At 58.7% G+C, this 25,244-nt stretch carries 23 protein-coding genes; 4 read left to right on the forward strand and 19 right to left on the reverse strand.

The window, feature by feature from the left end; translation table 11 throughout:
- Positions 1 to 111: 111 nt before the first annotated feature.
- Positions 112 to 1,086: a dTDP-glucose 4,6-dehydratase gene (rfbB, locus tag HW450_RS05790; protein WP_182387028.1), complete on the reverse strand. Its 975-nt coding sequence runs from the start codon at positions 1,084 to 1,086 to the stop codon at positions 112 to 114.
- A 91-nt stretch (positions 1,087 to 1,177) separates the two neighbouring features.
- The gene (gene ccsB, locus HW450_RS05795; RefSeq protein WP_182387029.1) at positions 1,178 to 2,128 is read right to left on the reverse strand and encodes a c-type cytochrome biogenesis protein CcsB; all 951 of its coding nucleotides are present in this window, start codon (positions 2,126 to 2,128) and stop codon (positions 1,178 to 1,180) included.
- Positions 2,129 to 2,439: 311 nt separating this feature from the next.
- On the opposite strand from ccsB, the gene HW450_RS05800 reads away from it, so the two are divergent.
- Positions 2,440 to 4,134, forward strand: coding sequence for an LGFP repeat-containing protein (locus HW450_RS05800; protein ID WP_182387030.1), 1,695 nt, complete (start codon positions 2,440 to 2,442; stop codon positions 4,132 to 4,134).
- 74 nt (positions 4,135 to 4,208) lie between these two features.
- Complete coding sequence (locus tag HW450_RS12990) at positions 4,209 to 4,556, forward strand: hypothetical protein (protein WP_220463912.1); 348 nt, start codon at positions 4,209 to 4,211, stop codon at positions 4,554 to 4,556.
- A 339-nt stretch (positions 4,557 to 4,895) separates the two neighbouring features.
- Here the strand turns inward: HW450_RS12990 and HW450_RS05805 are convergent, their stop codons facing one another.
- The 6 genes from HW450_RS05805 to HW450_RS05830 are packed head-to-tail and all read right to left on the reverse strand — an operon-like array spanning position 4,896 to position 10,100.
- Complete coding sequence (locus HW450_RS05805; RefSeq protein WP_182387391.1) at positions 4,896 to 6,428, reverse strand: cytochrome c biogenesis protein ResB; 1,533 nt, start codon at positions 6,426 to 6,428, stop codon at positions 4,896 to 4,898.
- A gap of 54 nt (positions 6,429 to 6,482) precedes the next feature.
- Positions 6,483 to 7,265: a cytochrome c biogenesis CcdA family protein gene (locus HW450_RS05810; RefSeq protein ID WP_182387031.1), complete on the reverse strand. Its 783-nt coding sequence runs from the start codon at positions 7,263 to 7,265 to the stop codon at positions 6,483 to 6,485.
- The gene (locus tag HW450_RS05815) at positions 7,266 to 7,850 is read right to left on the reverse strand and encodes a TlpA disulfide reductase family protein (RefSeq protein WP_182387032.1); all 585 of its coding nucleotides are present in this window, start codon (positions 7,848 to 7,850) and stop codon (positions 7,266 to 7,268) included.
- Positions 7,851 to 8,459: a histidine phosphatase family protein gene (locus HW450_RS05820; RefSeq protein ID WP_182387033.1), complete on the reverse strand. Its 609-nt coding sequence runs from the start codon at positions 8,457 to 8,459 to the stop codon at positions 7,851 to 7,853. It abuts the gene before it with no gap.
- A complete protein-coding gene (gene hemL / locus HW450_RS05825; protein ID WP_182387034.1) occupies positions 8,460 to 9,776 on the reverse strand; it encodes a glutamate-1-semialdehyde 2,1-aminomutase in 1,317 nt (438 codons plus the stop codon).
- A gap of 9 nt (positions 9,777 to 9,785) precedes the next feature.
- The gene (locus tag HW450_RS05830; protein ID WP_182387035.1) at positions 9,786 to 10,100 is read right to left on the reverse strand and encodes a DMT family transporter; all 315 of its coding nucleotides are present in this window, start codon (positions 10,098 to 10,100) and stop codon (positions 9,786 to 9,788) included.
- A 613-nt stretch (positions 10,101 to 10,713) separates the two neighbouring features.
- On the opposite strand from HW450_RS05830, the gene HW450_RS05835 reads away from it, so the two are divergent.
- Positions 10,714 to 11,130 (forward strand): hypothetical protein, encoded by a 417-nt coding sequence (locus HW450_RS05835; RefSeq protein ID WP_182387036.1) that lies wholly within the window; start codon positions 10,714 to 10,716, stop codon positions 11,128 to 11,130.
- Here HW450_RS05835 and HW450_RS05840 read toward each other — a convergent pair whose 3' ends face one another.
- From HW450_RS05840 to HW450_RS05885, 10 genes are all read right to left on the reverse strand, one after another.
- Positions 11,131 to 12,516, reverse strand: a complete 1,386-nt coding sequence (locus HW450_RS05840; protein ID WP_182387037.1) for a protoporphyrinogen oxidase — start codon at positions 12,514 to 12,516, stop codon at positions 11,131 to 11,133.
- Between the two features lie 8 nt (positions 12,517 to 12,524).
- Complete coding sequence (hemE, locus tag HW450_RS05845; RefSeq protein WP_182387038.1) at positions 12,525 to 13,553, reverse strand: uroporphyrinogen decarboxylase; 1,029 nt, start codon at positions 13,551 to 13,553, stop codon at positions 12,525 to 12,527.
- Between the two features lie 548 nt (positions 13,554 to 14,101).
- Positions 14,102 to 16,726, reverse strand: a complete 2,625-nt coding sequence (locus HW450_RS05850) for a heavy metal translocating P-type ATPase (RefSeq protein ID WP_331251795.1) — start codon at positions 16,724 to 16,726, stop codon at positions 14,102 to 14,104.
- 2 nt (positions 16,727 to 16,728) lie between these two features.
- Positions 16,729 to 17,217 carry a hypothetical protein gene (locus tag HW450_RS05855; RefSeq protein WP_182387039.1) on the reverse strand — a complete coding sequence of 163 codons (489 nt, stop codon included), beginning with the start codon at positions 17,215 to 17,217 and terminating at the stop codon, positions 16,729 to 16,731.
- A 13-nt stretch (positions 17,218 to 17,230) separates the two neighbouring features.
- The gene (locus HW450_RS05860) at positions 17,231 to 17,752 is read right to left on the reverse strand and encodes a hypothetical protein (protein ID WP_182387040.1); all 522 of its coding nucleotides are present in this window, start codon (positions 17,750 to 17,752) and stop codon (positions 17,231 to 17,233) included.
- Between the two features lie 25 nt (positions 17,753 to 17,777).
- Complete coding sequence (hemB, locus tag HW450_RS05865; RefSeq protein WP_182387041.1) at positions 17,778 to 18,779, reverse strand: porphobilinogen synthase; 1,002 nt, start codon at positions 18,777 to 18,779, stop codon at positions 17,778 to 17,780.
- A gap of 24 nt (positions 18,780 to 18,803) precedes the next feature.
- Positions 18,804 to 20,486: a bifunctional uroporphyrinogen-III C-methyltransferase/uroporphyrinogen-III synthase gene (locus HW450_RS05870; RefSeq protein WP_182387042.1), complete on the reverse strand. Its 1,683-nt coding sequence runs from the start codon at positions 20,484 to 20,486 to the stop codon at positions 18,804 to 18,806.
- A 139-nt stretch (positions 20,487 to 20,625) separates the two neighbouring features.
- A complete protein-coding gene (gene hemC / locus HW450_RS05875) occupies positions 20,626 to 21,531 on the reverse strand; it encodes a hydroxymethylbilane synthase (RefSeq protein WP_182387043.1) in 906 nt (301 codons plus the stop codon).
- Positions 21,528 to 22,892 carry a glutamyl-tRNA reductase gene (locus HW450_RS05880; protein ID WP_182387044.1) on the reverse strand — a complete coding sequence of 455 codons (1,365 nt, stop codon included), beginning with the start codon at positions 22,890 to 22,892 and terminating at the stop codon, positions 21,528 to 21,530. Before HW450_RS05880 ends, hemC begins: the two co-directional genes overlap by 4 nt.
- A gap of 112 nt (positions 22,893 to 23,004) precedes the next feature.
- Positions 23,005 to 23,250: a glutaredoxin family protein gene (locus HW450_RS05885; RefSeq protein WP_182387395.1), complete on the reverse strand. Its 246-nt coding sequence runs from the start codon at positions 23,248 to 23,250 to the stop codon at positions 23,005 to 23,007.
- A gap of 87 nt (positions 23,251 to 23,337) precedes the next feature.
- Between HW450_RS05885 and HW450_RS05890 the strand changes: the two genes are divergently transcribed.
- The gene (locus HW450_RS05890; RefSeq protein ID WP_182387396.1) at positions 23,338 to 24,369 is read left to right on the forward strand and encodes an HAD family hydrolase; all 1,032 of its coding nucleotides are present in this window, start codon (positions 23,338 to 23,340) and stop codon (positions 24,367 to 24,369) included.
- Positions 24,370 to 24,960: 591 nt separating this feature from the next.
- On the opposite strand, the gene HW450_RS05895 is transcribed toward HW450_RS05890, so the two are convergent.
- Positions 24,961 to 25,062, reverse strand: a complete 102-nt coding sequence (locus HW450_RS05895) for a 30S ribosomal protein bS22 (RefSeq protein WP_003855542.1) — start codon at positions 25,060 to 25,062, stop codon at positions 24,961 to 24,963.
- Positions 25,063 to 25,244: the final 182 nt, after the last annotated feature.

Here is a 25,244-nt window from a genome sequence, read left to right on the forward strand (position 1 = left end):
GCTGGTAAAACGCGAGTCCTGGAATTCGAGAGTGGGAGCTTCACATGTGCTTTTCGCGAAATAGCGGGTTTGCAGCTCCGAGTCTCGAATTCCACGTCTCGCACATGGGAATTACTCCAGCTCCCGCTCCACTTTCGCGTAGGCCGCCTCGGCCGCAGCGCGGGATGCGCCCCACCACTCAGGGTTCTCGCGGTACCACTTGATAGTGTCAAGCAGCCCCTCCTCGAAGGTGCGGGTAGCGCGCCAGCCGAGTGCCTGCGTGGAAGACGGGTCAATTGCGTAACGACGGTCGTGGCCCGGCCGGTCCGTGATGTGCACGAAGTCCTGTGGGCCGCGGCCGAAAGCCTTATTGAGGGCGCGGACCACGTCTTTATTGGAGCGCTCACCATCGGCCCCGATCAGGTAAGTCTGGCCGATCTGACCTCGCTCAATCACAGTCCACACAGCATCATTGTGGTCATCGACGTGGATCCAGTCGCGTACGTTCAGCCCATCGCCATAAAGTCGGGGCTTCTCCCCATGCAGCAGGTTGATGATCTGCCGCGGGATGAATTTCTCTGGATGCTGGCGTGGCCCATAGTTATTAGAGCAGTTAGAAATCGTGGCCTGGACACCAAAAGAGCGCACATAGGCTCGCACAATGTGGTCGCTGGCAGCCTTGGAGGCGGAGTATGGGCTGCTCGGATTATAAGGGGTGTCCGGGGTGAAGCGGGCGGGGTCGTCGAGGGCCAAATCACCGAATACTTCGTCGGTTGAGATGTGGTGGAAGCGGGCGTCGTTAAGCCGTGCATACTCGAGGAGCTGGGTCGTGCCCTCGACATTGGTTTTGATGAAGCGCAGGGGGTCGCGGAGGGAGTTGTCGTTGTGGCTCTCGGCGGCGAAGTGGACGATGAGGTCGAAGCTGCCGGTCAGCGGCTCGCGAATATCCTGGCGCAGCACCTCAATGTCGCGTGGGAGGTTGGCTTCATTCGCGGCGTAGGTGAAGCTGTCGAGTACAGTGATGTTGTGATCGGGGCGCGTTGCGAGCGTGCGGTGCACGAAGTTCGAGCCGATGAAGCCGGCGCCGCCGGTGACCAGGATTTTCATAGCATTAAGGATAGCGCGTCAGAAAAAGGCGTACGGATGGGACGAAACCATAGGTCAAACATCCCATCCGTACGCTGGATTTCCCGCGGGCCTAGTTCAGGCCGGCGTACGAGTGCAGGCCGGACACGACCATGTTGATGAAGAAAAGATTGAACACCATCATCCCGAATGCCACGATGTTGATCCAGGCGGCAGCGGAATTCTTCCAGCCGGAAGTTGCGCGGGCGTGCAGGTATGCAGCGTACAGCACCCAGGTAACCAGGGAGATAGTCTCCTTAGGATCCCACCCCCAGAAGCGCCCCCAGGCGGATTCTGCCCAAATGGCGCCAAGTGCAATGCCCAGACCGAACACCGGCAGAGCCCACACCGCGGCTTTGTATGCGAGCCCGTCCAGGGTTTTTGCCGATGGCAGCGGACGCATAATCGCACCGAAGATTCCCTGTTCCTCCCCCTTTGGCTGGTACATGCGCAAGATGTACAGCAGAGAGGCCATGCCGGAAATCATGCCAACACCCGCCCCAATAGAGACGGTGGAGACGTGGATTGGGAACCAGAAGGATTGCAGCGCGGGGACGACGGGAGCAGATGCCGCATAAAGCTTCACCCCACCGTAAAACAGCAAGGCAATAACCGGGGTGAGCACCCACGGCCACATTACGCGCAGTTCGCGACGCTGAATAACCCACGCGGCAATAGCCATCGCTACCAGCGTCACCATTGCGACATATTCGTAAAGGTTGCCGAACGGGAAGCGGGATGCCGACATCCCTCGCAGCACCACGGACACCGCATGGAAAATGATCGCCAACCAAATCATGGATTGCGCCATGCCGGCAAACTTCTCCGCACCGACATCCTTGATGACCGCAGGTTCTGAGGCAGCCGGGCCACCAGCACCGACCAGTTCACGCGCAGGCTCAAAGAGGACCTGGGACTGTTTGGCGTAGTAGACGATCGCCAAGATGAGCGCGAAGACGTAAATGACAAAGGCCGTCTTGAAGCTCAAGTCCGAGTAGTTGGCGAGCGTTTGGTTGACCAGCATGGCGAATCCTTAAAGCAGAATCAAACTTTTGATGGATACAGACACCATAGCGGGCAAGCTGGGATTTGTCCAAGTTTTCGCTAGCCAGGGATCACCTGCCCTATGGCGAAAGGATGCCGAAGACACAATTAGACAGTGGCAAAACTTTTCCTTCAATTTTCAAGACACTGTGCACAGCTTCACTTATCCTCTTCGTAAGACTATTGACTCAGACTGTCGAAAATCTGACATCAAGCTCGATACCACTGCCACTTTCCAGGAAAGACGAAGCAATGACACACAGATTAAAAAAACTCGGGGCCACACTAGCCGTGCTCGCAACCGTTTGCTTTAACCCCATCCCCGCTTCAGCGCAGGAAACAGACCTCACCACACAGCTAGACGCGTTCGACCCGGCCACAGCAGACCCGGTCATGCCAACAACAAGTCTCGATGAACTGCGCCATCCATCCGAAAGAGACATCTACGATGTTGACACCACAGGCTGGGACTTTAACGAACCCGGCGTCAATAAAAACAACATCGACAACCACTACTACGAACACACCCTCCCCACCGACCTCGGCAAGCCGCAACCCGAGATCATCGACGGGCACATGCGCTCCGACCGCATCCAATTGCCCGGAGGCGTGACAAAAGAGCAAGCCGACAGGGCTGAAGTACAAGAAGCCAAGCAACTCGGCATCACCACACCAGGGGACGAACCCCTCATGCAGCCCCTGGCAGCAGAGAACTGCCGTACCTACTGGCCCAGCCCCCACCAGGTCTGCGGCACCATCCGGGAAAAATACGAATCCCTCGCCGTCGCCTGGGCCGGACAAACACCCCTCTCCTTCCTGGGGCTACCCAAATCAGGGGAACTGACCAACCCCGACGGGGTGGGTAAACGCACCGAATTCGACAACGGATTTATTTACTGGCACCCCGATACCGGAGCATGGTCAGTTACCACCCACAACTCCATCGTCTGGGCGCGCAACGGCTGGGAACAAGGACGCCTAGGCTACCCAACGTCCGATGAGATCGGTACCGGCGACGGGGTCGGACGCAAGCAATCCTTTCAACGTGGACGTATCTACACTTCCCTGTCCGGCGTGGTCTCTATCGAAGGCAAGATCCTAGAGAAATGGATTGAAACCGGTGAAGAACGCGGACCTCTCGGATACCCGGCTACCGATGAAGAAGGCACCCCAGACGGCATCGGACGCTACAACCGCTTCGCTCTCGGCATGATCTATTGGCACCCCAGCTACGGAGCACACCCAATCGAGGGCGCGATCGGCGCCGTCTGGCAACGAGCAGGATACGAAATGAGCCAATATGGTTACCCGACTTCCGACCCTCTTTTCGACCAAGAAACAGGATATAGTCAGAAATTCTCCAATAAACCATTGATATTAAAAGATCTTTTTAACTGGAATGGAAGTATTCTAATTAACGGAAAACAAATTTCCAGAGGTTTATATGACTTTAATTTCCAAATCCTCGGAATCGATCTAAAAACCTTACCATCAATTTCACACCAGACTCAGGACTCGTACACCAAATCCCACCCAGCCCCAATGACAAAACCTCGAGATGGTGCAGCTTTCATTAATTTGGCAGACGTAATTCCACAACAAGATTCATACTATACGAAAAACGGGAAGGAATACTATGTAAGTTCACCTATCAAATGGCCCCTCGATTACGAATACAACCCTCAAGCGCCACGCAGAAAGGTGCACGACTTCTGCACCTGGTCAACGGACCTTTGGGGCGGGATGCCACCACAAAGCCTTATCATGGCAGATTTTCGCGGTCCTTGCGCAATTCATGACCAGTGTTTTGTCAAATATACAGATCGCGAAAATAGGCTTTCAATCTGCAATCCACAGTTTAAGGACAAAATGATAGCAAATTGTCGAGGTGTTTATGCTTCCCCAACAGTCACCCAGTCCTGCATTGCAGAATCCTACGCACGACACGCTTTGGTACAAACGGGGGAGTACTTAACAAATTGGTAATACCAGACCAAGATGAAGTTCTTAACAGGCCCCTATCATCGATTCCCTACTGGCGGATCCCCACAATCGAACTGTTGTTTATTGCAATCGCCACAATCATCACTGCAACTACCAGATCTTTCCTCGACGGCCAAAATGAGATCTCAATGTTTTTTCAAATTGCAGGATTTGTCATTGCGCCAATTTGCCTGATCCAATCAACGTTTTTGAATAATGTTCGGATTAAAAACTTTCGCTATGACTGGTTATCAATAGCTATCGGAGTGACGGGATTTTTTGCCACCAGGAACTTCGTTGAAGGGCCCGTTCAAAATGGCCTCATTTTTTGGTTACCATTAGTTTCACTTTCATTTTCAGGTTTTTTTACTTCCATTAGAAGGATGTATGCCAGAAAGATGCTAATAAAAAGAACAAATGAGTAATCTGTTTGACAAGTGATGCTTCAAAGCGTGAAGCTAAACCGTTCTCTCTGAGCCCGGGCAAGCCTCAAGTCGGCTGGAACAGGTCCTTACGCACTACCTACCGCTGTCCCTGAACGCTAAGCATTGGTACGGAGGCTGTAGGACAAGATGCGCTTAGCTATTGGCACGGAACCCACCGGGATGCCATCTCACTCCTTCGACCTGGTGAATTCGCGATGGGAATTCACCAGGTGGTAGATCAGGAAGAATTCATGTGCTACGGGACAAAATTTGAACCAAAGCCTTTACTCGAGGCTCACCTAAGGCCGACAAGAATGCGTACCAGATGCGAAAAGATCTCTAGTCCTCCTCCGGCTCCGGCAGCCCTAGGAGTCGGCGGTGGATGCGTTCGTATTCTTCTCCCCACCCGGCGCGGTCAGTGCGGGCTAGGCCTGCGGTTTCAATCAGGGTGCCTGAATCTGTAGGTGACAGGCGTACCCAGACGCGGCGTCGCTTGACAAACAGCGATCCTGCCAGGCCAGCCAGAGTGATGAGGGAAGTCACCAGAACCCACACTTGGGTCGGGTCGTGGCTGATCTGCAGATTAGCGAACTCATTGGCACCTTCGAAGGTGACCACGGTGCCGTCGTCAAGTGTGATGGATTCCCCTACCCCTAGGTTGACGCGTTCCAGTTTCTGTAGCACTCCGGTGTGCATCAGGGTTGGGTCGAGGGTGAAGATGGACTGCCCGCGGCCGGAATCCAGGCCAGCGTCGCCACGGTAGATGTCGATGGCCACTGCTGGATCCCGCATCGCCGGGTATGCGGAGGAGAGCAATGCACCGTTTTCACCGGTCCACTGCGCAGTCGGCGCGAACAGACCTTGGATCGCGATGCCGTTAGCTCTGCGGTCTTTAAGTTCTGGGTACATTCCCGCTGGCGGGTCAAAGCGCATCACGCCGGAAGATAGGAAGAAGGTCGGGTCATCGGGCCGGAATTGCACCATTTGGGTGCGTTCTTCACCGTTAGGCCATTTCACGGTGAACCGCGGGGCGAAGCCGTGCCCCTGCAGGTACACGCGATCTTCCCCGATACGCAGCGGGTGATTGACCTTCAAAGTGTACGATGACCACTCAGAATGAGGTTTCGTGATGTCGGCCCCGGCTGCATAGTCCACGTTGGAGGTGAACATTTTGGCCTGGCCGTTTGGCAGGTATTCGGCGGAAAAGTCTTTGACGTTCACGCAGTAGGGATTCAGCTTAGTGCCGTCGACAAGCGTGCCAGCACGGAAGCTGTCGAAGTTCGCTACGGCCGTGTTGCAAAATTCCGAGTTCTCTGCCCCGGCGACCACGATGACTTGGCCTTCGTAGTAGACCATTTTCCCGGCTGCCATCGTCGCTAGGATTCCGACGAGTCCGAGGTGGAAGATCAGGTTAAACAACTCGCGGGAATAACCGCGTTCAGCTGCGAAGGAGCGCTTCCCGGCGCGGTCTTGTTCCGGCGTGTAGGAGGCGAGGCGCCAGCCTTTCAACGCATCCCGAACGTCCTCTTCCACTTCAGCAAGTGGCTTGTCTACGACTCCAGATCCGTGCAGTGGCAGGCGTTCAAAGTTACGCGGTGCGCGGATCGGGTCGGCCTTCCACGCCTGGTAGTGATCCCAGGAGCGCGGCAGGATGCAGCCGATAAGGGAAACGAAAAGCAGGACGTAGATCGCGGTGAACCACTGGGAGGAGAAAACATCGAAGAGTTGGAAGCGGTCGTACCACTTCGCCAATTCGCCATTGGCGGCCAGGTATTCGTCCACCTTGGTTTCGTTGAGGGAGCGCTGTGGGAGCAGTGCGCCTGGGATCGCACCGAGGGCAAGAAGAAACAGCAGCATCAGCGCGGTGCGCATACTGGTGAGCCAGCGCCATGCCAATAGAGGTGCTCTCTTAAACAACGGTGTCTCCTAGATCAAGGTGTAACCAAAATCGACAGTCCACTGTCGAACGACGTTAATGAACAGCGCCCACTGTCCGGTGAACAGGGCTAAGCCGACAATAATCAGTGCCACGCCACCGATTAGTTGGATGCCGCGGGAGTGGCGACGCAGGAAACCGACACCCCGCATCGCTTTCGCGGACCCCAGGGCGACCACCAGGAACGGCAGGCCAAGGCCCAGGCAATACGCGATGATGAGTACCACGCCGCGCATGGCGGTCATTCCTTGGGTCCCCGCGGACACCGAGATGATCGCGGCGAGGGTCGGCCCGAGGCACGGCGTCCATCCGAGAGCGAATACCCCGCCGAGCAGCGGCGCGCCCAGTAGCGTGGAGAGGCGTTTGGGTTGCATGCGGGTATCGCGGTCGAGCGCCGGTACCAACCCCATGAACACCAGTCCCATGAGGATCGTGACCACGCCACCGATTTTCTGCAGTAGCTCCTGGTTGAGCGTCAGCGCCGAAATCGCGCCGAAGACCGTTGCCGTTGCCAGCACGAAGATGATGGTGAAGCCGCCGATGAAAAGCAGTGCCGCACCGGCAACGCGCCAACGCCCTTGCTTTGCGACGGCCGGTCCCTCCGAACTCATCTCCAAATCATTGCCCACCACCCCGGCGAGATACGACATGTACCCGGGGACCAGTGGGACCACGCAGGGGCTTGCGAAGGATACAAACCCAGCCAGCGCCGCTGCCAGCAATCCCAAAATCAGTGGCCCGGTGGCCGCGATATCTGCCAGTTGTTGTCCCATTTAGGCCTCTTGGGTCAAAGGCAACGCTACATCCAGCACGTCTTGCGCTGTGACTTCCCGCAGGAACACCGCTGCCGGGCGGTGCTGCTTGTCCAGAATGATGGTGGTCGGGATCACGGATGCGGGCAAGCCTCCCATTGCTGCGGCTGTCTTGAACGGCGGGTCGTACAGGGATGGGTAGGTCAGGCCGTTATCCGTCATGAAGTCACGGGAAATCTGGCGCTGATAATCCTTCACGTTGACGCCAAGGACAGTGCCTTTGCCGGTCTCCTGCAGCTTTTCATGGATTTCCTGCATGTCGTCGGACTCGGAACGGCACGGGCCGCACCACTGCCCCCAGGCGTTAATGACCACGACTTGGCCTGCGAAATCTGACAGGTTCACCGTCCCGCCTTGCACGGATTCACCAGAAAACTCGCGGATCGGTTTGCGTTCCGATTCCGGATACTTAATGTCGGTTTGTCCACCGGGGGCCACAAAAGACCAGGTGCCTCCGATGGCGACGGCATCTTGCCCGGCGGTGTCCTCAGCCGAACATCCGGCCAAGGACAGTGCCACGCATACAGCGATAAGGGAGCGTTTCATCTATATTCCCTGCGCTGGTTCGGAGTAGTACATGTCGGTGATCTGGTTACCTTGGAACACCAGGGAGGTCAGAGATGCCAGTTCACATTGGCGCATCGCTGGGTTGTGTGCCAGCGACTTCCCTTGCACGCTGCGCTGCACCATGACGATTGGGAGCTGGTGGGACACCAGCACAGCCTCGTGGCCTTCTGCTGCCAGGCGACCGCGCTCGATGGCGTCCATCATGCGGGCTTCGATCACACTGTAGTGCTCGCCCCAACTCGGCAGGGATGGGTTCTTCATCAGTGGCCAGCGCACTGGGTTCCACAGCTGAGACTTCCAGGACTTCACGCGCAGCCCCTCGTACCGGTTTCCTGCCTCCAGCAGGCCCTTATCGATGTCTACGTCCAGCCCCAGCTTTCGGGACAGTGGCGCTGCTGTTTCCTGGGCACGCTGCAAAGGAGACGCCGCAAGGTAGGTAATGTCATGGTCTTGCAGTGCCTCAGCAACCTGCTCAGCCATCGCGTTTCCCCGCGCGCTCAGGTGGTAGCCAGGAAGACGACCGTAAAGAATGCGGTCCGGGTTGTAAACCTCGCCGTGCCGGAGCAGGTGGACGATAGTGGTGCTCATTTAGCCTTCCTTCTTGGCTGCCGCAGCCGCCTTGGCTGCCGGGACGAGGGCGGCTTCGATGCGTTCGAAGTCATTATCCGTCAGTGCGCTGGAGACGAACCAGGTTTCAAACGCGCTTGGGGAACCAAACACGCCATTGTCCAGCAAGGCGTGGAAGAAGCCTGGGAAACGGAAGGTATCGGCTGCCTTCATGTCCGCGAAGTTACGGCCTTCGCCTTCTGCGAAACGAACGGACAGCATGTTGGAGGCGCGCTGGATGTGGTGCGCAACGCCTTCCCGGGTCAGGGCTTCAGTGAACAACGTGGCCAGGCGATCAGCGTTGGCGTTGACGGTGTCATAGATCTCCGGGGTGGCCAGCTTCAGGGAGGCCATACCGGCTGCCATCGCTACTGGGTTTCCGGACAGGGTGCCCGCCTGGTAGACCGGGCCGTGCGGCGCCAAGTATTCCATGATGTCTTTGCGGCCACCGAAGGCAGCTGCCGGCAGACCGCCGGAGATAACCTTGCCGAAGGTGGTGAGGTCACCCGCCACATTATCGACGCCGTACCACCCGGAGTACGAGGTGCGGAACCCCGTCATCACTTCATCCATGATCAGCAGCGCGCCATGCTCATGGGCAATATCTTTCAGACCTTGGTTGAAGCCAGGCAGTGGTGCAACGGTGCCCATGTTGCCCGCGGCAGCTTCGGTAATCACGGCGGCAATTTCACCCGGGTGTGCCTCGAACGCAGCCCGGACTGCATCCAGGTTGTTGTACTCCACCACCACGGTATCGCCTGCGGCTGCACCCGTGACGCCGGGGGAATCCGGCAGGCCGAAGGTGATCACGCCGGAACCTGCGGAAGCCAGCAGCGCATCAACGTGGCCGTGGTAGCAGCCGTCGAACTTGATGATCTTCGGGCGGCCGGTGAATCCTCGTGCCAAGCGGACAGCGGACATGGTGGCCTCGGTGCCGGAGTTGACGAAACGGACCTCATCCACGCTGGTGCGAGCCACAACCATTTCCGCGAGTTCCACTTCTGCGGTCGTTGGAGCGCCGTAGGACAGACCACGGGTAGCGGCTTCCTGGACGGCTGCCACGATCTCCGGGCGGGCGTTGCCCATGAGCATCGGGCCCCAGGAACCGAAGAGGTCCACGTATTCGTTGCCATCGACGTCGATAAGCGTGCTGCCTTTTGCCTCCTTAATGAAGCGCGTCTGGCCGCCGACGCTGCCGAACGCACGCACCGGCGAGTTCACACCACCGGGGGTAAGGGCGAGCGCGCGGTCAAACCACGCGGCGGACTGGGTGGTATTTGCTGAGGTAGGCACAGACATTTCGTTTCCTTAATGTGAAAATTTCAGGCCGATGACGCCACCGACGATCATCGCGATGAACAAAATCTTGAGCGGCGACGCCGTCTCCTCGCCGGTGACGAAGGAATAGATCACAGCGAGTGTGGCGCCCATTCCGACCCACACGGCATACGACGTGCCTACCGGAAGATATTTCATCGACCACGCCAACCCACCCATCGAAATGGCGCAGGCCAGCAGAAACACGATGCTCGGCAGTATCCGCGTAAACCCCTCGGAACGCGACAACGCCACAGCCCACACTGCTTCAAAGCAGCCAGACAGAATCAAAACAAGCCAAGGCATGACGGTCCCTAAAATTTACGCAGAGTAACGTGCCCTACCCTATCCAAAAGTTGTAGACGGGGGCAAACGGGCGGGGCAGCTTAACGACGCCCTCCACCCCAGTTCACTCATTCCTCATCGGATTCTGGTCAGCGGGCCATCTGCCTGGCCGTGGAGCCTTTCACGCACGATCCAAGTTGGTGCTCTCCTTGGCTCCTTGGCTTCCAAGGCTCCTATCTCGGCGGTTTGACTATGTTAGATTGACGATGATCCCTCGATGCCACCCTTTTTCACTACCGTGACCTGCGATCATCGTCAAAGCACTATCAGCACAAGCGGAAAACGTGAAAATTTTTAGTAACTTTCATGGTCCACAAGTGCTGTCACTGATTGTCGCTAACGGGATACGAGCATGCAGTCAGCGAACTATTCTCCGCAGTTACGACATTGTTTCAAGATGCTTCCCCAATGCTTTAGGGTTACCTACACACCACACCGGTAAACGCGTTCGCCCCGGCCACAGCAGGCTCGGCCATGCCACAACAAGCCTTGCCGTGCTGCGCCATCCTACTTAACGGGACAGCTCCGTTGCTAGCGCCTCTGGCTGGGAATTTAATGAACAGGGAAAACCACCATGATTAAGAGAACCGACAGGCTATGGAAGAGACCTGTCTTTCGTGTTCCGGTGATTGAACTAGCCTTCCTCATTGTCGCGTTTCTCACAACAATGCAGGTCAAGTCAATCCTTGAGGTGCAGGAACCGTTGATCTGGTTCATCCAGCGAGAAGGCCTATTTGTCATGCCCGCAGCGTTAATCCAGTCATTACTACTTAATTTCGCACGAGTTAGCGACTTTAAATGGGATATCGCGCTACTCGTCGGAGGTTGTCTCTCCCTCTATCTCATTAGAGACTGGTACCACGAACCGGTGCTCCTCGGTGCATACCTGCTAGCTTTTTTGGAAGGCAGCATCACTGCTTCCATACTTACTGCGCTACGCCGAGTTGGCGCCTGGTTGAGCACCCGCAAAAGTGGTGCTCAGCGGGCTTAATCATCTTTCGGAGACCAACCGCCCCGCGGCAGCCCGCGCCCCAGCGATAACATTCGGAATGCCGACACCATCTGCCCAGGCACCGGCCACCTCCACACCATCCACTGCCGTCAACGCAGAGCGCACCGCAGCAACGGTAGCGAGGTGGGTGTCGCTATAGCACGGAATGCCACCAAACCAGCGCTGCACAAAGATCTCCGACAGCCCCGCAGCGCGGCCGTCGAACCCGGTGATTTTCTGCAGGTCATCCAGGGCGTAGTCCACCAAATCATCCTCAGAGGCGCGCACCAGGGCGTCATCGCCAAAGCGCCCGAAGGAAGCGCGGACCAGAGCCCCACCACGCTCAGCCAGGTGCGGCCACTTCTTCGACGCCAGCGTGAACGCCTTGGCATGCACCCCTGGCTCGTCAGTGGCGATGAGAATACCGGAGTTGTCCGGCAGCCCTTCGGCGGAATCGAACTTCATTCCCACCACAACGGAGGATGCCAACTTCACCTGCTTAAGCGCAGCCGAGGCCTCAGGAGACACAGCGCGCAGCTGCGGAGCAGCAGTCGGCGCAGGCGTGGTCACCAGGACGCGATCAAAGGTTCCCTCGGCCTTTTCCAATCGGAGTCCGCCCGGCCCACGCTTGATACCCGAGATGAACGAATCCAGGTGGATTCGGGCACCGGACTGCTCGGCAAGCTCTTCATATAGCTGCGCGTAGCCGCCCTGGAACGCCCCAAACACTGGTCCCGAACTCGTGCGCGCTGACCGCGCCGCATCCAGCTTCGCGACGGCCCCCGACAACGTCACCTTTTCACCTTCGGAAACCATACGATCAAACACCGCTGCCAGCTGTGGAATCGTCGCCCGCACTCCGAGGTCATCGGCGGCACAGGAATACACACCACCGAGCAGTGAAGAAACTACATGGTCAACGACCTCGTCGCCGTAGCGCTCGCGAACGAGCTTGCCGACGGACATGTCGCCACCAGGAGTCCAATCGATACCAGGCTTGTCACCTTCGGCGTCGATAAGCGCGGCAGTTTCGGCGGAGATCAGCCCGTCCAATCCGGAGGAAGTCGCGGGGATCCCCATCGCGCCACCCATGGGAATTGGGTGCAAGGCGCCACCGCTGTAGACCAGGGATTTCAGCCCAGACGGGGCGACGATGTCATCGCCGAGGCCGAGCTGTTCGAAGAACTCAGTCGCATCTTTTCGGAACGCCAAGAACCCTTCGGCTCCCATGTCGGTGCGGCCGGACTCGAAGGGGACGGTGTAGAGCTTGCCGCCGATGCGTTCGTCGGCTTCGAAGACGTCAATCTCGGCGTCTGGGTCCAATTGGCGCAGTTCGTAGGCGGCGGTGAGCCCTGCAAGTCCAGCGCCGATGATCGCGTACTTCATGTTGTCTCCTAAGAATGAATAATGCGGACGGCTTCGGTGATGGCATCTGGGTCAGTACTTGGCATCACGCCGTGCCCCAGGTTGAAGACGTGACCGATGGCGTCGCCGGCCTCGATAGCGGCCGCAGCCTCGGACTTGATGCGGTTAATCTCGCGGGTCATGGCCTCGGTGCCCGCGAACAAAATCGCGGGATCCAGGTTGCCTTGCAGCACCTTCGCCTGCACCCGCTTGGCTGCCACGTCGAGCGGAACCCGCCAATCGATGCCCATGACCTCAGAGCCAGCTTCGCTCATTGCGCCCAGGATCTCCCCAGTGCCCACGCCGAAGTGGATACGTGGGATGTCCTTGACTGATGTGAGGATTTCCGCAGAGTACGGCAGCACGAACTCGCGATAGTCACGCTCAGTGAGGTACCCGGCCCAGGAATCGAACAGCTGCATCGCCTCGATCCCCGCGTCGATCTGGCCACGCAGCCAATTGATGATCGTCGGGGTCAGGCGCTGCATCAGCGCATGCCAGACCTCTGGTTCGGCGTGCATCATCGCTTTTGTCTTCTCGTGATTCTTGCTTGGGCCCCCCTCGATCAGGTAGCTAGCCAGGGTAAACGGCGCGCCCGCAAAACCGATAAGGGTCTGCTGCTCCGTGAGCTCTTCCTGGATAATACGGATCCCTTCCTGCACCTCCAGCACGTCCGTGTCCAGGATTGGCAGGTTGTTGACGTCCTCGATTGTGCGGATCGGATCCGCCAGAACCGGGCCTCGGCCAGGGACAATATCGATCGGCAGACCAGCGGCCTTCAGCGGCACCACAATATCCGAGAACAAAATCGCACCGTCCACGTCATGGCGACGCACCGGCTGCAACGTGATCTCCGCCAGCAACTCCGGCATAAAGCAGGAATCCAGCATCGGGATTCCCTCACGGACCTGGCGGTATTCCGGCAAGGATCGACCAGCCTGGCGCATGAACCAGACCGGGGTGCGGGATGGGGTTTTGCCGGCGATGGCGTCGAGAAGCGGGGCGTTCTTGGCAGTCATGCAATCCATTGTGCCCTACCTGGTGCGCGGCCGGTGAATGGGGCGAAGCAGCGCTGCTTACCGACGCCCACAGCAGCCATAACTCAGCACTGTGCATGGCTTATATTGAATTGGCCCAAGCCAACTACCAAGTCACGAAGGAACTTTCTTAACGTGAAGAATCAAACCGATGCAAGTTGGTGGCGGTTCCCTTCACCCGAACTGTTTGCTTTCATTAGTTGATGGGTCGCGTTGTTGATGCCCTGGTCAGAGATAGAAGGCTGGGCTTTCCTACTTATGTTGGGAACAACCTTGGCTTTCTTTTGTTCATTTGTTCTCGGATTGACTAGACCAACGCGTTGGGTTCCATCGCCGGCTGTTTTGGTGCTAGGCCTGGCTCTTTTGGCGGCAACGTTTGCTCTATCACATGGAGATCCTGATTTTGGAAGGGGCTGGCTGCTCATTTCAGGTTTTGGACTGACCTTCTCGGGAGTTTCTGATCTCATTCGACGTTGTCTGGCGATGTGGAAGTATCGCCAGACAACACCGAAATCACGCAGGAGAAACCCCTAAAACCTCCGCACGTTGTTTGAGCGTGCTTCGATGAGGAACGTAAACAAAATGGTAAACAGCGTCGCTGCCATTGGGTGCAGGACACCGGCCACCGCGGCGGTCATAACCAAAGCGTTGTAAGCCCAGGCCAGCATGATGTTGCGATCGACTAGGGCGGAAATTCGCCGAGCTAACGCTATAAGTTCCGGAACCACTGAAACGTCGGAACGCAGCAGCACCACATCTGCTTCTGGGACGTCCAATCGGACTTGATCGTCCATAAGAATGCCGACATCTGCCACGTTGAGGCATTCGCGGACCCCAAGGCCACCAACCATCGCAACTTGGGCGCCTTGGGTGTGCACGCTGCGGACGGCAAGCACTTTCTTTTTCAGGGCGATGCCCGCGAGGACGCGGGACATTCCGAGATTGTCGGCAAACCTGCGGGCCACCGGGTACATGTCCCTAGTGATCATGATGGTTTCAATGCCCATCTCTTCCAGCGTGGCCACGGCATCTTCCGCGTCTGGTTTGTTGTCTTGGCGGAGCGTGATCACACCACGGGCCTGGCCTTTCCAGCTCACCACAATCGGGATACCGCCAGAGACGGCCACGTTGGACAGTCGGGAGGACAGGCCGGAAAGGTCGTGCGGTCGCACGAGGGTTGCCTCGACCTGGCGGAGTTCCACTTCCCCTTCGGAATTCTTCAGCGGGATTTCAATACCGCCAGACAGCGTCCCATCGTCCAGCACCTGGGGGTGCGCTACCTCGATCCAGTGCGGGATGTCCTCACCGCCGGTTCCCGCGTCACGTGCTTCGCGGGCGGCCCGCACCAGGGCTTTGGACGCGGGGTGGACGCTCTCCATGGCAAGAGCACCTGCGACACGGAGGACAAGCTCCGGGTTCTCCCCTTCCGCCACCGAGATGGTCTCTACGAACATGTCCTTTTCGGTGAGTGTGCCCACACGGTTAAACACCATCGAGTTCACCTCGTCCAGTTCACGGATCACTTCCGCATTGCGGACCAGGACGCCAAGGCGAGCGGTCTGTTCGATGCCGAGTTTCATGGCTACGTTCGTCGATAAGGCAAGTGCGACAGGCGCCACACCTGCCAGGATCGCAAGAGCCGACGCCACGGCGGCGTTAATGTTCGCTCCGATCAGCCACCAGAGGAAAAAGTCCAGGGCCGCAATCCCCAACGCCCATGGCACCAACAACGATGCCGTTTTAGTGGCCAGCTGAGCCGAACGGTTCTGATACTGGGAGGCTTCCTTCACCCAGCGGTAGATAGAAGCAATGCGAGTCTGCGAGCCCGTCTTATGCACGCGGATTTTCAGCGGACCACTAAGCAGAAAGCTGCCCGCATGCACCGTGGAATTTACTTTGACTTTCTCGGTTTTCCCAGAATAGTTCGTAAACATGCCGGGTTGGATTTCCGCGGCGCCACCGATCACACGCCCATCCACCGGAATGGTCGCGCCACCTGGAACAATGATGTCATCCCCCACGCGAATTTCCTGGACCGGAATCTCCACATGCACAGACTTTGAAGTGGCGGTGTCTTTCCGCACCACCGTCACAACGTCGAGTTCTCCCCGAATCTTGGCCTTGTACTCGTCCATGAGGTCTGGGCGCTCACGTCTGGTGAGCAAGCTCCCCAGCAGCATGAACACCGTCACTCCGCAGGCAACGTCAAGGAAGAATTCGCCCTGGGCCACCCTGTTGTAGTTCTGGGCCAACCACTGTGGCTGGAAGCGCCAATCCGGGCTTCCCGCTGTGGTGAACACCAGCAGGAAAATCGACCACAGGTAGGAACTCAGCACCGCCGCTGAGCTCGCAGCATCAAGCGCAGACATGCCCCGTCGCAGGCCGGCAGCCGTCGCACGGTGGAATGGCCAAGCACCCCATGTCACCACGGGCGTGGCGATGGCGAGACACACCCACTGCCAGTAGTCGAACTGGAGATCCGGAAGGTAAGAAAGAATGAAAATCGGTAGGCTGAGCAGCGCGCTAACGAGCAGCCGGGAGCGCGTCAGTAGTTCCTTCGCGGTAAACAGCACCTCGGTAGGTTCTTCGTCTTGGCTTCGAATCAGCTGGACGTCGCGAAGCCGGCCCGCCCGGCGCGCCGCCAGATCAGCGCGCTCCTCCGCCTCTTGCTGGCGTCGACGAGGCAGTCGAGTGGCCCGCAGCGCCAATTTTTTCCTGCGTCCCCGCAATGGGAGTGGTCGCCGGGTTTGATTCAGGCGCTCTGCACGCCGACGCAGCGACGCGTTGGTGAGAACCGCGTGCACGCCAAAATCAGCAAATACCGCGATGACATCGTCGGGGCTCACATCGTCAGGCGCCGTAATCCATGCCGTGGCGGACTCATACACCACCGACGCACGGATTCCGGGACGCTGTTCGAGGGCTTCCTCAATGTCAGCCACATGCAGCGCTGACTCCAACCCCTCCAACTCCAACGCGAAGGAAGTGTGGGCGGAAGCCTGCCTGCGTGCCAGCCGAACATGCGGAGACTCATCTGAGTCAATGGCCCCGGCGAGCCCGGCAGCTGCCGCGGCTTTTTTCGCCTCGGCGATCGCCGCATCCATTTGCTTCTGGGAGCTACGCAGAGTCTCCGGGGTAGTTTCAAAATCAGCCACTGTTAATACTCGTCATTCTGGTAGGCGAAGTATTGGTTCACGATGGGACGATAGATGATCAACGCACCTGTGGTGAGCAATATCGGGATGAGGGCGATCCCCACTCCGGCGGCCTTGACAGTGAAGGCGATGAGGTCAACGAGCACACACAGCACAATGACGGCGAGCGTCCAGCGGCGCGAGTATTTCACCGCGCGGCGTACCTGCGTCATTAGCATCGCGATCAAGAATCCAGCCACAATGTTAAAAACACCAACGAAGCGCTGGTTCAGCTCCACTGCAGCGATCAGCCTCGGATCAACATTGGTGTCCCCGGAATAGCCAGACGTTGCGACGACGAGGCCAAAAAAGATAGCGAGCCCGGCGCTAACGACGAGCCACCAATAACCAATCTTCAGCGGCAGCGGCGGCGCGTCGAAGGTAACGCGCTGTTCAGTGTGTGCGTGGTCGTCATCGCCACCCCGATACATTGAGGGAAACATGTAGGTCATGGTGCTTAACGTCCTAGGGTTTCTCGGCAGGCATCGCGCGCGCCCACTCCACAGATTCTTTCTTAGCACCAAAAAGTGCGGCCAGCACTGCACACACTGCGGTGAGGAGCTGGACGATGCCGTCGGCAAGCACCAGCGGGAGCGGCAGGCTAGCTGTGGTGGCGATTTCAAAAACGAACAGGCCACGGAGAGCAAAGTACACTGCGAAAACGGTGAGGAATCGCCGTGCACCGTCGGCACGCTTGGTGCCGTTACGGAAAATGTAGGCAGTCCAGGCGATCGCTACAACGATGGCGAGTGCGATCAGCCCGGAGAAAACTACCGCTATCCCGGACAGGAGAGTCAGCTGCTGATCGCTGAGGGTCTCCAGCTGCTGCGGGTTCATCGTCTGTTTGACAGCTTCTTTGAGCTCAGCGGTACCCAACAGTCCCATTACCACGTTGAGGATCTGGTGGAGGGTTTCAAACACCACGACCCCAAGCCACATGTTCATCGCCAGGTTAACGGCTTCCGGGCGCTGTGATGCGACCTCCACGAGTCCCTCCTTGTGGGCCTAAAAACTAATACTGCTCACGCAAAATGCGTGCAGCCTCGACAGCAAAGTACGTCAGGATCTGGTTGGCGCCTGCCCGCTTGAACGCCAGCAGCGCCTCCATCATGGAGGCCTCGCCGTCGAGCCAGCCGTTGGCTGCTGCTGCCTGAATCATGGCATATTCGCCGGACACCTGGTACACCACAACCGGGACGGGGGACACCTCAGAGACAGCGCGCAGGACGTCCAGGTAAGGCATACCGGGTTTGACCAAGACAAAGTCAGCTCCCTCAGCCACATCCAGATCCACTTCCAGCAGGGACTCACGCACGTTAGCGGGATCCTGCTGGTAGGTGCGTCGATCGCCTTCCAGCGAGGAGCCCACGGCCTCACGGAACGGACCATAGTAGGCGGAAGCGTACTTGGCGGAGTAGGCCATGATCGCGACGTCGCCGAAGCCTGCTTCGTCCAGTGCCTGCCGGATCGCAGCGATCTGTCCATCCATCATGCCGGATGGGGAGACAATGTGGGCACCGGCGGTTGCCTGCGCCACGGCCATCTTCTGGTAGCGCTCCAGGGTGGCGTCATTGTCCACGATCGTGTCACCGAAGCGGTCGGTGGCCAGCACGCCGCAGTGCCCGTGGGTAGTGAATTCATCCAGACAGGTGTCGGCCATCACCAGGATGTCGTCGCCGAATTCTGCACGTACAGCCTTAATAGCCCGGTTGAGGACGCCGTCCGCTGCCCACGCTTGGGAGCCTTCCGCGTCTTTGTCTTCCGAGGCTGGCACGCCAAACAGGTCGATACATTTGATGCCGGCGTCGCGGGCTTCCCGGATGGCGTCGATAAGCGTGGCGAAGGTGTGCTGCACCACGCCCGGCATGGAGGAGATCGGTCGAGGCTCCTCAATGCCGTCGGCGATAAACATCGGCAGAATCAGGTCCGCCGGGCGAAGCGATGTTTCCGCCACGAGGGCGCGCATCGCCGGGCTCGTGCGGAGGCGACGAGGACGACGGGTGATTTCGGACATGAGGTTTCCTCCCAGTTTAAGCGACTATTCTGCAGCTTTACGACGCGCACGGCGCTTCTTCCGCGGCGGCGGAAGTTGACCTGCTGCCCGCAAGCCCGCAACATGCTCGGCGAGGGCATCCACGAGTTCGTTAACGCCCGCGACCTCCGGCACCACATCGACTCGTAGCCCCAGCTCCTTCGCGGTAGCGGCAGCCATCGGCCCAATGCACGCAATGATGGTGCGCTGGTGTGGCTTACCGGCAATGCCCACCAAGTTAGCCACGGTGGACGATGACGTGAAGCAGACTGCGTCGAAGCCACCGGACTTGATCATGTCGCGAATCTCCGCGCTCGGTGGAGCGGCTCGGACGGTGCGGTAGGCCACGATGTCATCGACTTCCCAGCCCAACCCAATCAGCCCGTCCACCAGCACATCGGTGGCGATGTCGGCCCGTGGTAGCAGCACGCGCCCCACCGGGTCCAGGTCTTCGTCATACTCCGGGAAGACGTTGACCAAGCCTTGGGCATTTTGCTCAGTCGGCTTGGGGAGCAGCTCTGGGGTGATTCCGAGCGCGCTGACAGCTTCCGCCGTCTTGTGCCCGACGCAGGCAATGTGGACGCCAGCGAAGGACCGTGCATCCAGCCCAAACTGGGTGACTTTTTCCCACAGCGCATTGACCGCATTGACGCTGGTCAGGGCGATCCACTGGTAGCGTCCCTCCACGATGCCCTTGATCGCTCGTTCCATTTGAGCCGGATTGCGTGGCGGTTCCACAGAGATCGTCGGCACTTCTTGTGGAATCGCACCGTGCGAGGCCAACCGAGTGGACATCGGCCCGGCCTGTTCCTTAGAACGTGGCACCAGCACGCGCCAGCCGTACAGGCTGCGGTTCTCCCACCAGGAGTACTTTGACCGGTTGTCCACGCCTTTTCCTAACGTCACCACGATGCGCCCCGGAAGTTCGCCGTCGATCTTACCGAGGGTGCCCAAGGTGGTGTCGTAGGTGCGCTGCAAGCGGGTAGTGCCGTTTACGGTCACGGTAGCTGGCAAATCAGCCGAAAGCCCGCGTTGGTGAAGTTCCGCGGAGATCGTCGGCAAATCTCCTGCTTCGGCTTGTAGCACCAATGGTTGCGGCGCCACGGCCAGCACGTCCCAGTCCACGTCGTCCTGGGCCACATCAGTTTCGGTGTAGGTAGATCCCAGGGCGATCCCGGCGAACGTCGGAACGGTAGCAGGCAGAGACATGCCTGGGACCACGTTGAATTCCAGCCCTGCTGCGGCCACGGCGTTAATCTCTGCGAGGACGGCGTTGCTGGACAGCGGATTGCCGGTGACCAACCGAACCACGTTGGTTCCAGTGGCCACCAGGTCGTGCAGCTGCTGGGCGACATCCTGAGCCGATCCTTCGACCACCTCAACGATGTCTGCCGCTGACGGCCCCGGAGGCTTCGGGGGGCGACGTCGCGCCCCATTGGCCTTGGCCTCCGCACAGATCCGTTCGTATTCGGCATCGAAGGCCTGTTGTTTTTCTTCCGGGATGGGCAAGTCTGACCCCACGATGGCCCGAACCCCGCTGAGCACGGCGGCATCGGCGACGGCTAAGGATGCCCCGCCCAGTACCTCACGGGCGCGAACGGTGAGCAAATCTGGATTGCCGGGGCCAGCACCGACGAAAATAACGGTGCCGAGTTCTTGGTGCTTCTCAGCCGGTTGGGGCTTAGTCATGTAAGTCTTTTCTTAAGCTTTCAGCGTCGTGATCTACCTATGGGGCAGACGAGTACCTTCCATAATGCCGTTAGCCGACCCTAATCCCATCGGATTGGGTCGACATGTGCTAGGTCAACCCTAGAGCATACGGCGAGTTTTAGGAAAACTTCTCATCCTGCATGAGTTCTGCTGCGCCCTGTTCTAACAGGCGCTGGGCGAGTTCCGCACCCAGCTGCGCTGCGCGCTCAACCGGACCAGTAATCTGTTCCCGCAAGCTGCGGGAGCCATCCAGGGCGAACACGCCGGCGACGAGGAGCAGATGATCGTCAGTGGCACTGGCATATGCGGCGACAGGGGCGGTGCAACCGGCTTCGAGGGTGCGCAGCACTGAGCGTTCCGCCGTAGCTTCTGCGGTGGCCCGTGGATCGGACAGCAGGTTGAGCGCGGCCACCACATCAGCATCGTCTGCGCGACATTCCACAGCCAGCGCTCCTTGGGCTGGTGCTGGAATCATGACGTTGATGTCCAGGACCTCTCCTGCTTTGTCCAGGACGTCGATGCGGGCGAGCCCAGCGGCTGCCAGGATCACGGCGTCCAGCTCGCCTGTGGTGACCTTGCCCATGCGGGTATCGATGTTGCCTCGCAGGGGCTGGATGTCAAGGTCGGGGCGCAGCGCCCGCAGTTGGGACACGCGACGTGGCGCGGAAGTCCCCACGCGCGCACCGGTCGGCAGGTCTGCCAGTTTCATGCCGTCACGGGCGATGAGGCAGTCAAACGGATAGGAGCGCTGTGGCACCACCAGGTGGAAGCGCTCATCGGGTGCGGTGGGGAGGTCTTTGAAGGAGTGGATTGCGATGTCGCATTCGCCGGCAGCCATCGCGTCCCGCAGGGCCTGGGTAAATACGCCGACACCGATACGTTCCACCGGGGACATGTTGATGTCACCGGGGGTGGTGATAATCGTGAGCTCCGCTGGGTGGCCGGCTGCGATGAGCGCGTCCCGGATGTGGCCTGCTTGGGTGGTGGCCAGTTTGGAGCCACGGGTACCGATCTTCAGCATCACTTTTCCCCTTGCGTTTCCTTGATGTTTGTCGCCGTTTTCGGCATGTTCGCTTTCGGTAGGTCTTTCGCTTTTACGTCCACGGAGCGGTTTGCCTCGAGTCCGAAAAGTTCCTGGAGGGCCGTCTCGTAGGAGACGCTACCCGAGGTGACGGCCAGTTCTTTCACCCGCACTGTGGGCTGATGCAGCAGCTTATCGACGACCCGTCGCACCGTTTTCTCCACCTCTTCACGTTCCGCATCCCCCATCGTCGGGGTGCGGGTGCCCAGGCGTTCGAGTTCGACGTCCACGATCTCGTGGGCGTGGCGTCGTAAAGCTGCGACGGCAGGAACCACGTTGCGCACGCGCTGCTCGGAGATGTAGTGCTGCAATTCAGCGTCAACGATGGCGCGCGCTTCCTGCTGCACCTCGTTGGAGTTGGTGTCGCGTTCCTCGTGCAGGCGCTCGATGTTGACCAGCTGCACGCCTGGGATGGTGGCGGTTTCGTCGTCGATGTCGCGTGGCATGGACAGATCCACCAGCATCAGCGGCATCCCGGTGCGGGGAATATGGCGTGGCTCGATGGTGAAGTTGTCTGCCCCGGTCGCGGAAATTACCATGTCTACCTGCGGAATGGCGCTGTCGCGGTCATCAAAGTCGACGGCGTGCGACGCAATCCCCAGGTCGCGAGAACGTTCCGCGAGAACCTCCGCGCGCGACTTCGTGCGGTTGGAAAACACCAGTTCGCTGATCCCCAGGCGGCCCAGGTGGGTGGCCGCCAACGACGCCATGACGCCCGCCCCCAACACCAGCGCACGCTTTCCGACGAGCGGCTGCTCCGACTCCTTGAGCCCCATGAGATCCAACGCGCGGGAGATCGCGAAGCTCACCATGGATGCACCGGCATCATCAATATCGGTTTCCGTGTGCACCCGCTTACCGGTGTGTAGCGCAACCTGCGTCAACGAATGGAGGGCCTGCCCCACCGTGCCAATTTCCCCAGCCCGCTGATAAGCGGTGCGGACCTGGCCAATAATTTGCTGTTCCCCCACCACCATGGAGTCAAGCCCCGACGTTACAGTGAGCATGTGCTCGGCGGCCGCGTCGGCGTAACGCACATAAAGGTGATCCCGCAGCGTATCCAAGTCCACACCACTGTTACGGTGCAGCACCTCCACCACCTCATTGACCCCAGTGTGGAAACTGTTGGTTACCGCATAGACTTCAACTCGGTTACACGTAGACACGATCATGGCCTCGGACAACGACGGCTGATCGACCAGCGCCATCGCGGTCTTGTCGCGGACGACATCATCCATGCTTACTTGCTCCAGCACCTTCACAGGCGCGGAGCGGTGCGACATACCGACAACCAGTACGCTCACGCTCTACACTCACCGCTTTCACTCATAGCGCGGAATCGAACTTTCGAATTACCCCAAGTGGCACAATATTCGATCTTTCAGAGTAGCCCCATTATGAACGAGGGGCCAATTATCATCCCCCCAGTAGCGCCTCGCGCAGCTCCTCATTGTCCACTTCCCAGCACGCAAACTCTTCCCCATCGATCACGACAACGGGCACCCGATCCCCATATTCCGTGGCCAACCCAGCTTCATCTACATCAACAACCTCAAGGGTCGCCCCGGTTGCCATAATCACAGGCATGATCTGCTCCCGCACCCGCAGACAAGAACCGCAGGTCGAGCGAGTCATTAATTCCACCAACACCGGTTTCGCCATCATTTCTCGTGTTTCGTCCCAAGCAACTTTTCTTGAAAATGCTTACGATTGACTATCGTACTTAGCTCACTTCGAAAGGCAGCCCTGATGGATGGTTTCGCGCTCACCCCTGAGGAATTCCTCGCCAACTGGAGCGCATCCCGAGGCAACCTTCGCCGCTTCCTCGAAGACCGCGCCTTGCCCCCGGTAGATGAGGAAAGCCAGAAGAAAGCCGGTCACGCCGCTGCGGACTCTGCAGTACGCTCCGTCTACGGCATTGAGCTCTCCGACTTCCACGCCGGCGTCGACTCCGTGGGAGGTGCCTTCGAGGCCGCCGGTGCCCGCCAGGTCACCGCCCCCGACCCGGATATCCCCCAAGACCACGGCGCTGCTGCTTTCTTCGATGTTGACAACACCCTCATCCAGGGTGCCTCCATCACCATGTTTGCCATCGGGCTCTACCGCCACAAGTACTTCACCCTCCGCGACATCCTCCCCGTCGCATGGAAACAACTCAAATTCCGCGTCACCGGCGCGGAAAACGCAGCAGACATGGCCGAGGGCCGCTCCCAAGCCCTCGAGTTCATTAAGGGCCGCTCCGTTGACGAGCTCGTGGAACTCTGCGAAAACATTGTCGACACCACCATGCTGGAAAAAATCTGGCCCGGCACCCGCGCCCTCGCCCAAATGCACATCGACGCCGGCCAACAAGTCTGGCTCGTCTCCGCCACCCCAGTGCAACTCGCCCAAATCCTCGCGCGTCGCTTCGGATTCACCGGCGCCCTCGGCACCGTCGCCGAGGTATCCGACGGCCGGTTCACCGGACGTCTCGTGGGCGATATTCTCCACGGTCCCGGTAAAAAACATGCCGTCGCAGCCCTCGCCTCCATCGAAGGCCTCGACCTATCCCGCTGCACCGCCTACTCGGACTCCATCAACGATGTCCCGATGCTCTCCATGGTCGGTACCGCAGTAGCAATCAACCCGGACCGCGACCTCACCCGCCTGGCCAAGCTCCAAGGCTGGGACATCCGCGACTACCGCTCCGTCCGCAAGGCTGTACGCACCTTCGGAATCCCAGCACTCCTCACCGCAACCGTCGGGCTCTACCGCTGGCAGCGCTCCAAAGCGCTGGGATAAAGGGCTGCTGGTTCGGGGTTTCCGGTTAGCCGGTTCGCCGGTGAAATGCGAGACCTGGAACTCGAGTCTCGGACCAAAAACACCAAATAGCAAAAGTGAAGCCCAAAAACACTCCGAGTCTCGACTTCCAAGTCTCGATCTCAAGGATCGCGGGGGGTAAGAGCATCCCTACATTCCACGGCAAAGCCAGGTTAGGGCTATAGGCTCTTATCTCTGCTCAATGCAGCGCCCGGTGACTAAGACCGGTGCCCCAACTGCCTGACAGAACGACATCACCAGTCGTCCACAACAGTTAGTAGAGAACGGTTGGTAGAGAGTTAAAGTGGAAAACAACCTCGGTTAAGGTTTGACGCCACTTCCTCTCGAATTCTCCACCAACCGTTCTCTACCAACCGGCCCCGATGCCCCTCACACGCTGAGATGGAACACCTGGAACGCTATCCTGGCCAGCTACTAACACAACATCGGCATAGAAAAAGGCACCATCAGATAGCCACAAAGCCCGGCCGGCGACACGCCGACCGGACACGCTTTTCTTTACTTAAACAAAGACGCCCGCCACCAAAACGGTGACGGGCGCCCAGAAGAGGCTTACTTGCCGAGCTTACGACGCTGAACGCGGGTACGGCGCAGCATCTTGCGGTGCTTCTTCTTGGACATGCGCTTGCGGCGCTTCTTAATAACGGAACCCATAGGGTTTACCTCGCTTGTGTAGAAGTTGTACGTACAAACCTGCCAACGTGCATTTCGGCTTGAAACAAATTGCCGACGACCGAGTGCACTTCGCCCGTCGCAGCATTCCCGAAAGAACGCTCACCAAACTGGCTCGTTGACACGAATGGGTTATATCCTACCGCGCGGTTTCCCATCTACAA

The organism is Corynebacterium hindlerae (genome assembly GCF_014117265.1).
Taxonomy (GTDB): domain Bacteria; phylum Actinomycetota; class Actinomycetes; order Mycobacteriales; family Mycobacteriaceae; genus Corynebacterium; species Corynebacterium hindlerae.